The sequence below is a fragment of the Streptomyces sp. SID5464 genome (assembly GCF_009862985.1).
In the GTDB taxonomy this organism is placed as follows: Bacteria; Actinomycetota; Actinomycetes; order Streptomycetales; family Streptomycetaceae; genus Streptomyces; species Streptomyces chartreusis_D.
This window is the reverse complement of the sequence record NZ_WWIQ01000076.1, coordinates 253,394-268,397: the sequence shown is the minus strand read 5'-3', so window position 1 is coordinate 268,397 and position 15,004 is coordinate 253,394. Positions and strand designations below refer to the sequence as shown.

The 15,004-nt window shown below is 73.5% G+C and carries 12 protein-coding genes and 2 pseudogenes; 11 read left to right on the top strand and 3 right to left on the bottom strand.

The window, feature by feature from the left end; genetic code table 11:
• Positions 1-75: 75 nt before the first annotated feature.
• The 8 genes and pseudogenes from GTY47_RS38635 to GTY47_RS38600 all read left to right on the top strand — a co-directional run bounded on the left by GTY47_RS38635 (position 76) and on the right by GTY47_RS38600 (position 9,447).
• The gene (locus GTY47_RS38635) at positions 76-768 is read left to right on the top strand and encodes a class I SAM-dependent methyltransferase (protein ID WP_029181350.1); all 693 of its coding nucleotides are present in this window, start codon (positions 76-78) and stop codon (positions 766-768) included.
• On the top strand, positions 765-4,898 hold the full coding sequence (locus GTY47_RS38630; protein WP_010042305.1) for an alpha-(1->3)-arabinofuranosyltransferase: 4,134 nt from the start codon (positions 765-767) through the stop codon (positions 4,896-4,898). The genes GTY47_RS38635 and GTY47_RS38630 overlap by 4 nt, the downstream gene beginning before the upstream one ends.
• Positions 4,895-6,179: pseudogene (locus GTY47_RS38625) on the top strand (condensation protein). Before GTY47_RS38630 ends, GTY47_RS38625 begins: the two are co-directional and overlap by 4 nt.
• Positions 6,176-6,910, top strand: a complete 735-nt coding sequence (locus GTY47_RS38620; RefSeq protein ID WP_010042301.1) for a class I SAM-dependent methyltransferase — start codon at positions 6,176-6,178, stop codon at positions 6,908-6,910. The pseudogene GTY47_RS38625 and the gene GTY47_RS38620 overlap by 4 nt, the downstream one beginning before the upstream one ends.
• 15 nt (positions 6,911-6,925) lie before the next feature.
• Positions 6,926-7,831: a hypothetical protein gene (locus GTY47_RS38615; protein WP_029181348.1), complete on the top strand. Its 906-nt coding sequence runs from the start codon at positions 6,926-6,928 to the stop codon at positions 7,829-7,831.
• Positions 7,828-8,049 (top strand): Trm112 family protein, encoded by a 222-nt coding sequence (locus GTY47_RS38610; RefSeq protein WP_010042297.1) that lies wholly within the window; start codon positions 7,828-7,830, stop codon positions 8,047-8,049. Before GTY47_RS38615 ends, GTY47_RS38610 begins: the two co-directional genes overlap by 4 nt.
• Positions 8,046-8,873 carry an FkbM family methyltransferase gene (locus tag GTY47_RS38605; protein WP_010042296.1) on the top strand — a complete coding sequence of 276 codons (828 nt, stop codon included), beginning with the start codon at positions 8,046-8,048 and terminating at the stop codon, positions 8,871-8,873. The genes GTY47_RS38610 and GTY47_RS38605 overlap by 4 nt, the downstream gene beginning before the upstream one ends.
• Positions 8,839-9,447, top strand: coding sequence for a hypothetical protein (locus GTY47_RS38600; protein ID WP_040903445.1), 609 nt, complete (start codon positions 8,839-8,841; stop codon positions 9,445-9,447). The genes GTY47_RS38605 and GTY47_RS38600 overlap by 35 nt, the downstream gene beginning before the upstream one ends.
• On the opposite strand, the pseudogene GTY47_RS38595 reads toward GTY47_RS38600, so the two are convergent.
• Both GTY47_RS38595 and GTY47_RS38590 read right to left on the bottom strand, forming a co-directional pair.
• Positions 9,438-10,827 (bottom strand): annotated as a pseudogene (locus GTY47_RS38595) (MFS transporter). The gene GTY47_RS38600 and the pseudogene GTY47_RS38595 overlap by 10 nt on opposite strands.
• Positions 10,828-10,882: 55 nt before the next feature.
• Positions 10,883-11,761, bottom strand: coding sequence for a hypothetical protein (locus GTY47_RS38590; protein WP_010042287.1), 879 nt, complete (start codon positions 11,759-11,761; stop codon positions 10,883-10,885).
• Positions 11,762-11,940: 179 nt separating this feature from the next.
• Here GTY47_RS38590 and GTY47_RS38585 point away from each other — a divergent pair, with 179 nt between their 5' ends.
• On the top strand, positions 11,941-13,017 hold the full coding sequence (locus tag GTY47_RS38585; RefSeq protein WP_010042285.1) for a MerR family transcriptional regulator: 1,077 nt from the start codon (positions 11,941-11,943) through the stop codon (positions 13,015-13,017).
• A gap of 82 nt (positions 13,018-13,099) precedes the next feature.
• Positions 13,100-13,399, top strand: a complete 300-nt coding sequence (locus tag GTY47_RS38580) for a hypothetical protein (protein ID WP_010042283.1) — start codon at positions 13,100-13,102, stop codon at positions 13,397-13,399.
• Positions 13,400-13,413: 14 nt separating this feature from the next.
• On the opposite strand, the gene GTY47_RS38575 is transcribed toward GTY47_RS38580, so the two are convergent.
• Complete coding sequence (locus GTY47_RS38575; RefSeq protein WP_010042281.1) at positions 13,414-14,121, bottom strand: FadR/GntR family transcriptional regulator; 708 nt, start codon at positions 14,119-14,121, stop codon at positions 13,414-13,416.
• A gap of 193 nt (positions 14,122-14,314) precedes the next feature.
• On the opposite strand from GTY47_RS38575, the gene GTY47_RS38570 reads away from it, so the two are divergent.
• Positions 14,315-15,004 (top strand): SLC13 family permease (locus GTY47_RS38570; protein WP_010042279.1); only part of this gene is annotated, 690 nt, incomplete at its 3' end.

Below are 15,004 nucleotides of genomic sequence, written 5' to 3'. Positions count from 1 at the left end.
CCACGCGGCGGAGCCGCACATGTCACAGCACCGCGCCCCTATCGACACGACCCCTCGTTTCGTAGATCTCTTGCCCTGTTCCGTGCCTTCCTCCACGAGCAGGACGATCCCGACGCCTGCTATGCGTTGCTCGCCCGGGACGCGGTCGACCAGGTCGAGGCATACGACGGGCCCGTCGCCGGACGTACCGTCGTCGACGTCGGCGGCGGCAGCGGCTACTTCACCGAGGAGTTCCGCCGGCGCGGAGCGCAAGCGTTCCTCTTCGAACCGGACCTGGCCGAACTCGGTGAGAAACCCCCCGACTCGGCCGTCGTGGCAGACGGATACCTCCTGCCCCTCCGGGACGGCATCGCGGACGTCACGTTCTCCTCGAACGTGCTGGAGCACGTGGCCGACCCGGAGACGTTCCTGAGCGAGCTGGCCCGGGTGACGCGGCCCGGCGGGCTGATCTACGTGTCGTTCACCAACTGGCTGTCGCCGTGGGGCGGGCACGAGTGGGCCCCGTGGCACTACTTCGGTGCCGAGCGGGCCCGGGCCCGCTATCTGCGGCGGACCGGCAGGCCCGCCAAGCACACGCTCGGCGAGAACCTGTTCGCGGTGCACATCGGATCCACCCTGCGGCAGGTGCGCGCCCGGGACGACGTCACGGTCGTCTCCGCGCGCTCCCGCTACTGGCCGTTCCTCGCGGAAACCGTCGTCAAGGCGCCCGGCATCCGCGAGTTCGCCACCTGGAACCTCCTCCTCATCCTGCGGCGGTGTCCTACATGACAACCACGGTCCAGGCTCCTCCACCGGCAGCCGTCCCCACCACCGCGACCGCGGCGGGTCCGCCCGAGGGCCCGCGGTCGCGGCGCTGGCTGCTGGGTTTCTGGGCCGTGGTGTTCGTGCTGTTCCTGGTGGTGCGGCCGGGACGGCAGACCTTCGACACCAAGCTCGGTGTGACGGTCGACCCGGGTCAGTTCCTCGCCGACCTGGGGCAGTTGTGGCACGACCGGGCCGGGTTCGGCGGGATCCAGGACCAGTACGTCGGCTATCTGTGGCCGATGCTGCCGTTCTACTGGCTGTGCGACCTCGTGCGGTTGCCGGTGTGGCTGGCCGAGCGGCTGTGGCTGTCGATCGTCGTGTCGGTCGCCTTCTGGGGTGCGCTGCGGCTGGCCGAGCGGCTGCGGGTGGGCAGTGGCGCGTCCCGGCTGCTGGGGGCCGTGGCGTATGCGCTGTGGCCGGTGTTCACCACCGTGATCGGGTCGACGTCGGCCGCCGCGCTGCCCGGCGCGTTCCTGCCCTGGGTGCTGCTGCCGCTGACGAACGAGCGGTACGCCGCCCGGGTCGCGGCCCTGCGGTCGGCGCTGCTGGTGCCGTTCATGGGCGGCGTGAACGCCTCGGCGACCCTGGCGTCCCTGCTGCCGGTCGGGCTGTATCTGCTGTCCCGGCCCCCCGGGCCACGGCAGCGCAAGCTGATCGCCTGGTGGGCCCCGGCCGTGCTCGTCGTGACGGCCTGGTGGTGGGTGCCGCTGCTGCTGCTCGGGGTCTACGGCGAGAACTTCCTGCCCTACATAGAGACGTCGCAGACGACGACGGACACCATGTCGGCGACCGAGGCGCTGCGCGGCGCCGGGAACTGGGTCGCCTATCTGCACTTCGGTGAGGCGTGGCTGCCCGCGGGGTGGGCCGTGGCCTCGTCGGTCGTCGTGATCGTGTGCTCGGCGCTCGCGGCCGGGCTCGGTCTGGCCGGACTCGCCCGGCGGGACATGCCCGAGCGGCGGTGGCTCGTGCTGACGGTGCTCGTCGCGGCGCTGGTGCTGCTCGCCGGGTACGGCGGCGCGTTCGGGGCGCCGTTCCACGGGGTCGTGCAGGGCTGGCTGGACGGGTGGCTGTCGCCGTTCCGGAACATCTACAAGTTCCAGACGGGCCTGGCGCTGGCATTCGTGCTGGGCCTGGCCCATCTGGTGGGCGTCGCGGCCGAGCCACGCGGGGCCCGCCCGGTGCGCGGCCGGCGCTTCGCCCCGCTGGTCGCCTCGGTGCTGATCCTGCCGGGGCTGCTGTGGCCGTACCTCAACGGCTCGATCCTCAACCCGGGTTCCTTCCAGAAGCTCCCCGCCTACTGGCAGGCCACGGCCGACTGGCTGGAGAAGTACTCGCCCGACTCGCGCGCCCTGGTCGTCCCGGCGACCGCGCACGGCATCTACACCTGGGGCTCGCCCATCGACCAGCCGCTCGACGTGCTCGCCGAGTCGCGCTGGGCCCAGCGCGACTACGTCCCGTTCGGCACGCCCGGCAACCGGCGCGCGATGGACGCGGTCGAGCAGGCGCTGATGTCGGGTGCCGAAGTCCCGGGCCTGGCCGACTACTTGAGCCGAGCCGGACTGTACTACGTCGTCGTACGCAATGATCTCGATCCGGACCAGATCGGCCATGTGCCGACCGCGACCGTCAAGCGCACCCTCGAACAGTCGGGGTACGAGCGGGTGACGGGGCTGGGTCCGGTGATGACCGGCGGGCGGATCGCGCAGGACGCCCCGCTCCAGGTCGAGGGGCTGTACCCGCGGCAGCGGGCGGTGGAGATCTACCGGCCGGCCGGGCAAGAGGTGCTCCGGCCCGGGCAGGCGGGACTCATGCCGGTCTCCGACACGGCCGTGGTGTCCGGTGGCCCGGAGGCGCTGCTGCCGCTGGCGACGCGGCTGCGCGGGCGGGCGACCGTCCTGACGGGTGACAACCACCCGGGGCTCGGCACCCCGGCGGTGCAGGTGGTGGGCGACGGGATGCGGCGCGCGGACACCCGGTTCGGCCTGGTCAACGCCGGTACGTCGTACACGTACACGCGCGACGAGCGCAACGCGCCGGGCGCCCAGCAGGACGCGGGCGAGAAGCCGCGCCAGATCCTGCCGACCGAGGGCGCGGGTCACCAGACAGTTGCCGAACTGCGCGGCGCCCGTTCGGTGACGGCCTCCTCGTACGGCAACTGGCTGTTCCACCTGCCGCAGTTCGACCCGGTGAACGCCTTCGACGGCAACCCGGACACCGCGTGGACGGAGGGCGCGCCGGACACGCCGGACGGGCAGTGGCTGCGCATCGGCTTCACCGGCTCCTACGACATGCCGTCCGCCTTCAAGGTCACGCCGCTGCCGCAGGAGAGCGTGCGGGCGGCGGCGACCAAGGTGCGGGTGGAGACGGAGAAGGGCGAGCGGACGAGCTTCCTCCGGCCGAACGGCACGGCGCAGAGCGTCAAGGCGCCCGAGGGCGGCACGCGGTGGATGAAGCTGACGATCGTGGACTCGGTGGAGCGCCGGGCCGGGCTCACGGGCGCGGGCTTCTCCGAGATCGACCTGCCGGACGTGCAGGTGACGCGGCTGCTGCGGCTCCCGACGGACGCCGCCGACGCGACCTCGGACGCCACGGTCGTCTCCCTGCACCGGACCTCCGACCCGACCGGCCTCTCCGCGACCGGCACCGAGGCCGGCCTGCACCGCCGCTTCACGACACCGGCCGCCGGGACGTACGAGGTGACGGCGAGCGCGGTGCCGGTGCCGGGCGAGGAACTCGACCGGCTGCTGTACGAGGTCGCGCCCGAGCAGCAGTCCCGGATCGTCGCCACGGCCGACTCCACGGCGAGCCTCGGCGCGGGCCTCGCCGCACGCAACCTCACCGACGGCGACCTGACGACGGCGTGGATCGCGGGCGACCGGCCGACGATCCATCTGCGCTGGGAGGGCAAGCAGCCGGTCGGCGAACTGGTGCTGGCCCCCGCGGGCGGCCTGTCCACCCGCGCCTCCCAGGTGCACATCAGCTCCCCGGACGGCGCGACGATCGCCGGCGTCGAGGAGAACGGCTGGGTCCGCTTCCCGCCGATCACCACGGACCGGCTCGACATCACGATCACCGAGACCGCCCCGCTGACCCTGCACAACCCGGTCGCCGACGAGGATCTGCGCCTCCCCGTGGGCCTCACGGAGGCGTACATCCCCTCCCTCGACCAGTACCGCACCCCACAGCCGGACGGCACCCGGAAGTTCTCACTGCCATGTGGGAAGGGGCCCGACGTGGCGCTGGACGGCGAGCTCTACCAGACGACCGCGAAGGGCACCGTGAGGGACCTGGTGGAACGGCGGTCCGTCGAGGTGACGCTCTGCCGGCAGGGCCGGGCGGACACCGAGGTGGAACTGCCCTCGGGCGACCACCGGCTGGAGGGCGGCGATGCCGGCCCGCTCGCGCTGACGGACGTCACCCTGACCCGCGGGACGGTCCCGGAGGCCGCCGCGGCCGGGCGTGAGCTGCGGGTCCGCGACTGGCTGGGCGACCGGCGCGAGGTGACGGTCGGCTCGGGCGCGGCCTCGTACCTGACGACGTACGAGAACTTCAACGACGGCTGGAAGGCCACCCTCGACGGCAAGGAGCTCACCCCGTTGCGGCTCGACGGCTGGCAGCAGGGCTGGCGGATCCCGGCCGGGGCGGGCGGCACGGTCAAGCTGTCCTACGAACCGGCCACCACGTACGACGCCGGGCTGATCGGCAGCGGCGCCGGCATCGCGGTGCTGCTGGGCCTGGCGCTCTGGCGCCGCCGCGCCCCCAATCCCGACGCACCGCAACCCGCCCCGCCGCTGCCCGGCCTGTGGCTCGGCACGGTGGCGCTGACGCTGGTCGGTGCGGTGATCGCGGGCTGGTTCGCGCTGCTGGTCCCGGCACTGGCGCTGCTCGCGGCCAGGCGGCACGCGCTGCTGGTGCCGATCGCGTTCGTGGCGCTGGCCGGAGCGGGGGTCGCTGCCGCGATCGGGGCCGGGGAGCCGGTGGGGGCGGGCGCGGGCGCGTTCGGCCGGACAGCCCAACTGCTGGCGCTGATCGGCCTGTTCGCAGGACTGGTAAGCCTGCACGAGCCCGCTGGGGGGAGGAACGAGCCCGCATGACGACACCGGTACGCGTCCCGTTCCCGGTGGTGGACGAGGTGTCCCGGCACTGCCTCCAGGAGGAGGAGCCGGAAACGGTCCACATCGAGGTCCACCTCCCCGGGCCCGTCGACCAGACCCGCCTGCGCAAGGCGTTCACGGAGGCCCTGCACCGGCACCCGCGGATCCTGATGCGGGAGGCCCGGGGGCCGTGGTACCGGCGGCGTTACGAGTGGGAGCTGACGGCGGAGCCGGACGTGGAGGTGGTGACCTTCGCCCCGGCGGGCCCGCGAGCGCTCCAGGACGCCCGGACCCGGGCGCTGACGGAGGCACCACCCCTGTCGATGTCCCCGCCGATACGGCTCGAAGTGGTGGACTCGGTCCTCTTCCTGACCATCAACCACACCGCCCTCGACGGTCCGGCCTGCCTCCGCATACTCGCCACCGCCGCAGAGCTCTACGGCGGCACGGACAACTCCCCCGCAGCACCCCCCACCCGCCCCTGCAGCACCCCCGCAACAAGCCCCGGACATCCCCACCGCCTGGTCACCCCCCGCACGGGTGGCGCCCGGCACCCCCGACCCCTCCCCCGGCAACGGCATGCTCGTCACCGAGCTCCCCCTCCCGCACCGCCCCAAGGGCTCCCCCTACACCGTCAACGACCAGCTCATGGTCACCACGGCCCTGACCATCGCCCACTGGAACCGGGAGCACGGCGCCCTCCCCCACTCTCGGCTTCGCTCGAGCGGGGGGACCCCCATCCGCCCCCTGCGCATCACCATGCCCGTCGACGACCGCCCCCGCGACACCACGATGCCCATCGGCAACGGCACCCGCCTGGTCGAAGTACCGTTCCTGCCGTCGGAGCTGGACGTCACGGACATGCCCGCCCTGCTGCAGCGCACGGCCACCCGCACCCGCGCCCTCAAGTCCCTGCCCCGCCCCCAACTGGGCCACGGCGCCGCCCTCCTCACCGCCCCCTGGGCCCCGGTCGCCGCCCGCGCCGCCCTCACCCGCGCCCTGCGCCGGGCCGCCGCGCCCTGGACGTCGACGACCCTGCTCAGCAACATCGGCCGTATCCCGTACCCCCTGGACTTCGGCGAGGAGACGGGCCGCGCGCACGCCGTCTGGTTCTCGGCGCCGGCCCGGATGCCGCGCGGCCTCACCGTGACCACCGCCTCCACCGCCGGCCGCCTCCACCTGGCCCTGCGCTGGTCCCGGGCCCTGCTCAGCCACGGCGACGGCGCCCACCTCCGCGACCTGTTCGAGCACTATCTCCACACCACGGAGGTGAGCCCGTGACGACCTCCCCCGTGCAGCCGCGCGACCTGCGCGACTTCTACGAGAACCCGGCCGTGCCCGTCGCCTCCGGCACCCCTCGCAGCCTCCGCCAGGCCCGCATGCTGGCCGCTGCCCTCGGCCCGGCGGGCCCGAAGCCGCGGACGATCCTCGACATCGGCTGCGGGGACGGCACCGCCGCCGCCACCGCGGCCCCGCTCCTCCCCGGCCACCGTGTCATCGGCGTCGACTGGTCCCAGGACGCCCTGAGGCGCGCCCGCACCCGCATCCCGTACGCGGTCCGCGGTGAACTCACCGGCGGCGGGCTGCCGTTCGCGCCGGAGTCGGCCGACGCCGTGCTGTTCAGCGAGGTGATCGAGCATCTCGTCGACCCGGACGCGGCGCTCGACGAGATCCGCCGGATCCTGCGGCCCGGCGGGCATCTGATGCTGTCCACGCCGAATCTGGCCGCCTGGTACAACCGCGCCCTGCTGCTCGCCGGCGTCCAGCCGGTCTTCTCGGAGGTCAGCCTGCGCGGCATCCACGGCCGCCCGGGCCGGGAGGTCGTGGGTCATCTGCGCCTCTACACCGCCCGCGCGCTGCGGGAGTTCGTCGCCGCGTCCGGATTCACGGTCGTGACGCTCGAAGGCGCTCCCTTCCACGGCGTACCGCGCCCGCTGCGGCCGCTGGACCGGCTGGCCTGTGCCCGGCCGCAGCTGGCGTCGATCCTGCTGCTGCACGCCAGGAGGACCTAGCCCATGTGGTGGGGAGTGGCCGCGGCCCTGCTGGCGAACACCCTGTACAGCCTGGGCTTCGTGCTGGAGAAACGGGCGCTCACCGCCCTGCCCGAGGTGACGATCCGGCAGCCCGCCAGGCTGCTGCGCCTCGTCCTCGGCAGCCCGCTGTGGATCGGCGGCTCCCTCGCCCTCGCGGCCGGTTTCGGCGCCCAGCTCGTCGTGTACCGCACCCTCCCGATCGCCGCCGCGCAGGGCATCTTCGTCTCCGGCCTCGTGCTGCTCGTGCTGCTGTCGGCGCGGCTGCTCGGGGAGGAGACCAGCGGCCGGGAGCGGTACGCGCTGGGCGCGATCCTGCTCGCGCTGCTGATGGTGGTGCTGTCGCTGCGCGAGGGCTCGGACACCGTCAGCCAGGACGCGCCGTACCAGTTGATCCTGCTGGTGTGCGTGCCGTCGCTGGCGGCCGGGCTGTGGCTGTACGGCTCCGCCGAGCGGCGGGCCCGCAACCGGCACCGGCGGCCGACGACCGGCGTCGAGTACGGCGTGGCGGTGGGCCTGCTGTACGGCGTCAGTTCGCTGGCCATCAAGGGGGTCTCCAGCCATCTGACGACCAGCGGGATCGGCGGTGCGGTGCTGGACCTGCTGGGCTCCCCGTATCCGTATCTGCTGCTGTTCACCGGTGTGTTCGGCCTGGTGATGTCGCAGGCGGCGCTCCAGCGCTGCCGGGCCTCGCTGATCGTGCCGGTGTGCACGACCGTGACCAGTCTGTTCACGGCGGTGCTCGGCACGCTGTCGTTCGGCGAGGCCCTGCCGGACGAGCCGCTGCGGCTCGCGCTGCGGGTGGCGGGCACGGCCCTGGCGGTCGCCGTGCTGCTGACCATGCCGAAGCACGACCCCGCTCCCCGACCCTCCGCACCAGCCAAGGAGTTGGCGTCCCCATGAAGCCCGACGACCCGCTGCTGAAGATCCTGGCGTGCCCGCTCGACAAGGGCCCGCTGCATCTGCTGGCCGAGGAGGCCGGGCAGGAGGAGGCGCTGTACAACCCGCGGTTGCGCCGCCGCTATCCGATCGTCGACGGCATTCCGCAGCTGCTGCCGTCCTCGGGCGAGCAGGTCCCGGACGACGAGCACGAGGAACTTCTCCAGAGGATGGCCCCATGACCAGCCTGGCCGCCCGCCTCGCTCCCTTCCTGCCCACCCGCCTGGTGGCGGCGACGGCCCGGGCGCTCTACCCCCGGTTCGAACCGGAGCTGGCGCGGCTCGCCGAGCTGTGCCCGCCGCACTGCGGTACTGCGGTGGACGTCGGCGGCTGGTACGGGCCCTGGACGCACCGGCTGTCCGGCCTGGCCGAGCATGTGGTGACGATCGAACCGGTGCCCCATCTGGCCCGGCTGCTGGCCGCCGCCGTCCCGCCGAACGTACGGGTGATCCGTGCGGCGGCCTCGGACCGCCCGGGCATCGCCCGCCTGTGGCTGCCGTCGGGCGATTCGGGCGACCGGGGCGTGTCGTCGCTGGTGCGGCGCGACATCCACGGCCGGGCGCTGGACGTCCCCTGCGTCACGCTGGACGAGCTGGGCCTGCGCAACGTCGGCTTCATCAAGATCGACGTGGACGGCAACGAGCCGGCTGTCCTGCGCGGCGCGACGGGTCTGCTGGCCCGCGACCGCCCAGCCCTCTTCGTGGAGCTGGAGTCCCGCATCCAGCCGGTCGCCCCTGTGGTGACCTACCTGTCCCTGCTCGGCTACGACGGCTGGGTCCTGCCTGGCGACACCTGGGTGCCGCTGGCGAACTTCCCCCTGGAGGACCATCAGGCGGGCGCCTCTCACGTCGTCTCGCACGGACTGCTCCGCCGCGTCCTGCCGTCCCCGCTCCTCAGGGGCCCGCGCTACGTCAACTCGGTCCTCTTCCTCCCGGACGGCCGCCGCCCGGGCACCGCGCCGGTGGGCGACGATGGTTCCCATGCCCTCCGGAAAGCGCCCCGCTAGCCCCTTCACACCGCTCGACTTCCAGCTGGTGCTGCTGCGTCGCATGGCCGACCACAACCCGGACCTGGTGGAGGACGCCCGTCACGAGCTGGGGGCCTCCCTCGCGGCCATGCGCGAGGCCAACAAGCGCTGGCAGGCGATGGTCCGCTCCCCGCGGTCCCGCGCGCCCCTTTCCCGCTACCGCTCCGTGCTGGGCGGACCCGAGTCCCGTACTGCCCGCCGGATCGGCGACCTGGACTGCGAGGCCTGGCTGTGGCCCGTACCGCTCTGGCCGGACCTGCGCTTCGAGGTGCTGACCGCCCCGAACGGCGTGGTGTGGAACGAGTGGCTGGTCCGCGCCCCGGGCGCCGCGGGGCCCGAGCTGCGCACGCTCGACGACCTCACCCCCTGGTCCTGCACGGTCGACGAGGCGGCCCGCGCCTTCGCCCCGGCCCGTCCCCTCCAGGGCTCGGCCCCGACCCGCTGGGGGCTGGCGTTCACCGCGCCGGACGCGCAGGGGGCCCGGTGGGAGGTCGTCGCGGAGTTCACCTGGGGGCTGTTGCAGCGGGTGGCCGTCACCGGCCGTCAGGGCTGACGAGCGCCGACCCTTCCGGCCCGGCCGGGCCGCCGGGGCCGCGCGGGCACGCAGCGCCACGCGAGGCCCGCGGCGGCCAGGTAGGCGAGCGCCCCGATGAGCATGCTGGTGCGGATGCCGGTGCCGTAGTCGGCGGCGGAGGCGAGCAGGCTGCCGCCGAGGGCGACGCCGGTGGCGCTGCCGATCTGGCGGGTGGTGTTGAACAGGGCGGAGGCGGCCCCCGAGTACGCCGCGGGGGCGGCGCCCATCACGGTGGCGGTCGAGCCGGTGAGGGCGAAGGACGTGCCGAATCCCGCGGCCATCATCGGGGCCACCAGCAGCGCGTAGGCCGGGTCGGCGCCCGCCGCGGCCCAGCCGGCCGGCCCCAGGGCGGCCAGCAGCATCCCGGAGACCACCAGCGGGCGGTCGCCGGTGCGGCGGGCGAGCCGCCCGGACAGGACGGAGGCGAACATCGTCATCGCCACCGCCGGGAACAGCGCGAGACCGGTGCCGAGGGCGCTGTAGCCGCGCTCGTGCTGGAACTCCAGGCTGGCGGTGAACACCATGCCGTAGAAGCCGAAGTTGAACAGCAGGCCGATGCCGGCTGCGCCGCTCATGGCGCGGGAGCGCAGCAGGCCGAGCGGGAGGACCGGGGACCGGGCCAGCCGCTCGCGCACCACGAACGCCACGGCGGCCGACACGGCCAGACCCGCACCGGCGAGCACGGCCGGATCGGCCCAGCCCCGCCGTCCGGCCTCGTTGAGCGCCCCGGTCAGCAGCGCCACCGCCGCCACGACCGCGCACTGCGCCGGCCAGTCCAGGGCCCGGCCGCCGGGGTGAGCGGGCCACGTGCCGCAGCGTCAGCACCAGGCAGACCACACCGACGGGCAGGTTGACGAGGAACACCCAGCGCCAGCCCACCGTGGAGACGAGCAGCCCGCCCAGCAGCGGCCCGGCCGAGGCCGCGATGCCCGCCATGGAACCCCACAGCCCGAAGGCCCGCGAGCGTGCGGCCCGCTCGGGGTAGGCCTGCTGGAGCAGGGCCAGGGAACCGGGCACGATCAGCGCCGCGCCCAGCCCCTCCACGAGCCGGGCCACCACCAGGAAGAGCGTGCCGGGCGCGAGCGCGCACGCCGCGGACGACACGGTGAACACCGCCACGCCCGCACAGAACACCCGGCGGTTGCCCAGCCGGTCCCCCAGCGCCCCACCGGTCAGCAGGAACCCGGCGAAGACCAGGGTGTACCCGTCGGTGATCCACTGGATGCCGGTGAGCGAGGCCGACAGCTCCCGCCCGATCACCGGCACGGCGACGTTGATGACCGTCACGTCCAGGATCACCATGAAGTACTCGGCGCACACCGCGAGCAGCGGTGCCCAGGACCGTCGCTCGGAGGGCATGGCCCTACCACTACACCAAAAACGGCATGGAAGGACGTAAAGGGGCGTAAGGTACTCAGCCGGCGGCGGCCAGGACCGCCTCGACCACCCTCGGCACGGACTCCGGGTGCAGCCACAGGAACAGGTTCGGCTCGATCAGCTCCAGCTCCATGACGCACGGCTCCCCGTCCGGCCCGGTGACGAGGTCCACCCGCGCGTACAGCAGCTCCTGCTGCCCGGGGACGGCGGCCAGCGCCCGCTCGGCGACGTCGAGTTCGGCGGCGGTCGGCTCCCAGGGCCGGAGGTCGGGGTGGGCGACCTTCTCGGCGTCGTACGGTGTGTCCGGCGCGAGGACCGCGCCCTTGCGGCTGGCGTGCAGCAGGCGTCCGCCGAAGAACTGCAGGGCCCGCTCCCCGTGCGTGTCGATGCCGGTCAGATAGGGCTGGAGCATGACGGTGAAGCCCTCGGCGTGCATCCGCTCGACCTGGCGCAGGGCGGCGTCCCGCTCCCCGGCGGGGTAGCGCGCGGCGTACCGGGCACCCGCCCCCGAGGTGGGCTTCACGACGTACTCGTGGTCGGCGGGCAGCTCGACGGGATCGCCGGGCGCGAAGTAGCGGGTCGGCACGGCGGGCACCCCGGCCTCCGCGAGCCGGCCCAGGTACCTCTTGTCGGCGTTCCACCGCACGACGTCCACCGGGTTGGCCAGCCGCGTCACCTTCCCGCACCGCTCGGCCCACGCCGCGAACTCCTCGGCCCGCCAGCTGTAGTCCCAGGTGGACCGTATGAGGGCCAGGTCGTAGCCGGCCCAGTCGGCCGACGGGTCGTCCCAGTGGACGGCGGCGGCCTCGGCCCCGGCCTCCCGCAGCGCGTCCACCAGCCCCGCCAGGTCCCGGTCCTTGCTCTCCACGCCACCGGGGTCGTAGGTGACGAGCGCTATGCGCGGGGTGCCGGCCACGGCGACTCCATCCTCGGACCAACGATCGATTCCGGCGCAGGCTAACAATCCGGCCCGGAACCGCGACACCCTGTTTGACCTTCACCTTTGGTGAAGCCCCAGCATCGGTGGCGGAACCGGGAAGCGCGCGGAACCCGCGGAGCGCAGGGGATCGCATGGACATATCGCATGGGGATCGCATGGACATGCTGACGATCGGCGCGTTCGCGAAGGCGTGCCGGCTCTCGCCGAAGGCACTGCGCCTGTACGACGAGCTGGACCTGCTGCGGCCCGCCCGGGTGGACCCGGACACCGGATACCGGTACTACGCGGTCGGGCAGTTGGAGCAGGCCCGGCTGGTGGCGTGGCTGCGGCGGCTGGGCATGCCGCTGGCCGAGATCCGCCAGGTGTGCCGGCTCCACGACCGCGACTCCACGGCCGCCGCCCGGGAGATCCGCGCCTACTGGGCGCGTGTCGAGGCGGAGACGGCGGTACGGCGGGACCTCGCCGCGTTCCTGGTCGATCACCTGACGGAGGACTCGGACGAGTCCGGAAAGGACACCGCCATGCTGGAACTGCGTTACTCCGCCCACTCGGACACCGGTCGCGTCCGCCCCGCCAACCAGGACACGGCGTACGCGGGCGCCCGGCTGCTCGCCGTCGCCGACGGCTTCGGACCGGCGGGCGCGCCCGCGAGCAGCGCCGCCGTGGAGGCACTGCGCTTCCTCGACACGGACGAGGTCCCGGCCGGCGGGGTCCTCAACCTCCTGGAGGACGCGGTGCGGGGCGCGGCCCAGGCCGTCCGGGACGTGGCCGACGGCGCCGACGAAATCGGCACTACCCTGACCGCCCTGCTGTGGACGGGCTCACGGCTGGCCCTGGTGCACATCGGCGATTCCCGCGCCTACCTGCTGCGCGACGGGGAGCTGTTCCTCATCACCCACGACCACACGGTCGTCCAGTCGATGATCGACGAGGGGCGCCTGACGCCCGAGGAGGCCGTCTCCCACCCCCAGCGGTCCCTCCTCCTGAAGGCCCTGACGGGCGACGGTGCCGCCACGGTCCCGGACCTCCGCCTGCACGACGCGCACCCGGACGACCGTTACCTGCTGTGCTCCGACGGCCTGACCGGTGTGGTCGCCGAGGACCGGATCCGGGAGCTCCTCGCCTCGCGGGGCACCCCGGACGAGACGGTCGGGGCCCTGGTCGGGGCGGCGAACGAGGCCGGCGGGCCGGACAACGTCAGCTGCGTGGTGGCGGACGTCGTGGCGGTGTGACCCGGACGGCCCATGACCACGGGCCGTGACCGGCCCCGGCCGGTCTACTGGGCGGGACACCGATCACAGGAAGGGATTTCCCATGGCTGCTGTGCTGTCCTTGCGCTGGGCCGGGGTGACGCCCGAGCAGTACGACGCGATGCTGGCCGAGGTGCGCTGGGAGGCGCAGGTGCCGGACGGGCTCGTCCTGCACGTGGCCTGGTTCGAGGCGGGCGCCCTGCACGTGACCGACGTGTGGAACGCCGAGGCTGACTTCGAGCGCTTCTTCGCCGAGCGCCTCTCTCCGGCCGTGCAGAAGGTCGGTCTCCCCGGCAAGCCCGAGTTCCACTTCACGCCGGCACACCGGCGGTTCGTGCCGCCCGGTGCCGCCGGGGCCGCCTGACACCCCGGATCGCGCTACCCCTCCTCCCCCGGCTCCCAGTCCAGCAACCGCACCTTCGCCACCGTGCGGACGTGCCGTCGCATGGCCGTGGCCGCCTGACGGGGCTGCTGTGCGGCGATCGCGTCGAGGATGGCCTGGTGCTGGGAGAGGGAGCGGGACGGGCGGCCGGGCTGACGGAGGGACTCGGTGCGGCTCTCGGCGATCTGCTCGGCGATGGAGCGCATGAACTCCTCGAGCAGACCGCTGTGGGCCGCCGCCGTCACCGCCGCGTGGAACAGCCGGTCGCCCTCCACGCCGTGACCGCCCGCCTCGATCTCCTCCGACATGTGCGCGAGCGCCGAGCGCAGCGCGGCCAGGTCCTCCTCCGAGCGCCGCTCCGCGGCCAGTTCGGCGAGCTTCGTCTCCAGCGCCTCCCGGGCCTCCAGGACATCGGGCAGGCGCCGGCGGCGTTCCACCATCCGCTCGACCGGTTCGGTGTCGAGGCTGTCCCGCACGAGGTACGTGCCACCCCCGTGCCGGGCCTCCACCAGGCCCTGGACCTCCAGCACCACGATCGCCTGCTTCACCGAGGCGCGGCTCACCCCGAGCCGCTGGGCCAGATCGCGCTCGGGCGGCAGCCGGTCGCCGGCGCGCAGGCCGCCCTCGACGACGTACTGACGCAGCCGCTCCAGCACCTGTTCGTAGAGGCGCTGTTTGGTCATGGGGCGCAGGGCGTCGGTCACGGGGTCCCCCTCTCGCCGGGAGCGTAACACCGGCACTTGTCGTGGCCGAGTGGCTGAACCAATTCTCGCGCACCCCCTTGACGGGCGTCCGGGCCGCACCCACGCTTTCAGCCAACGCACCTCAAGTGGCTCAGCCACTCGGCCACTCTCCTGGTGCTCCCAGCCGCTCCGGGGCCCAAAGACGGGAGCCCGTATGTCCCCTGAACTCATCTCGATCCTCGTCCTCGTCGTGGTGTTCGTCATCGCCACCACCCGTTCCGTCAACATGGGCGCGCTCGCCTTCGCCGCCGCCTTCGGGGTCGGCGGGCTCGTCGCCGACCTCGATGCGGACGGCATCTTCGCCGGCTTCCCCGGCGACCTGTTCGTCGTCCTGGTCGGCGTCACGTACCTCTTCGCGATCGCCCGCGCCAACGGCACCACCGACTGGCTGGTGCACGCCGCCGTCCGGCTCGTGCGGGGGCGGGTGGCGCTCATCCCCTGGGTGATGTTCGCCCTGACCGGGGCGCTCACGGCGATCGGCGCGGTCAGCCCGGCCGCGGTGGCGATCGTCGCCCCGATCGCCCTGAGCTTCGCCGCCCGGTACGGGATCAGCCCGCTGCTGATGGGCGCGATGGTCGTCCACGGCGCCCAGGCCGGCGGCTTCTCGCCCATCAGCATCTACGGCTCGATCGTCAACGGCATCGTGGAACGCGAGAAGCTGCCGGGCGACGAGGTGGTGCTGTTCCTGTCGTCACTGGCGGCGAACCTGGTGATCGCGGGAGTGGTGTTCATCGTCTGCGGCGGCTTGAAGCTGTGGGCGCGGGGGGCCGTGGACGAGGGCGATGGAGACATGGCTGCGGGCAGTCGTGCCGCTGGGGCGATGGGGGTCCCCCCTGCTGGAGCG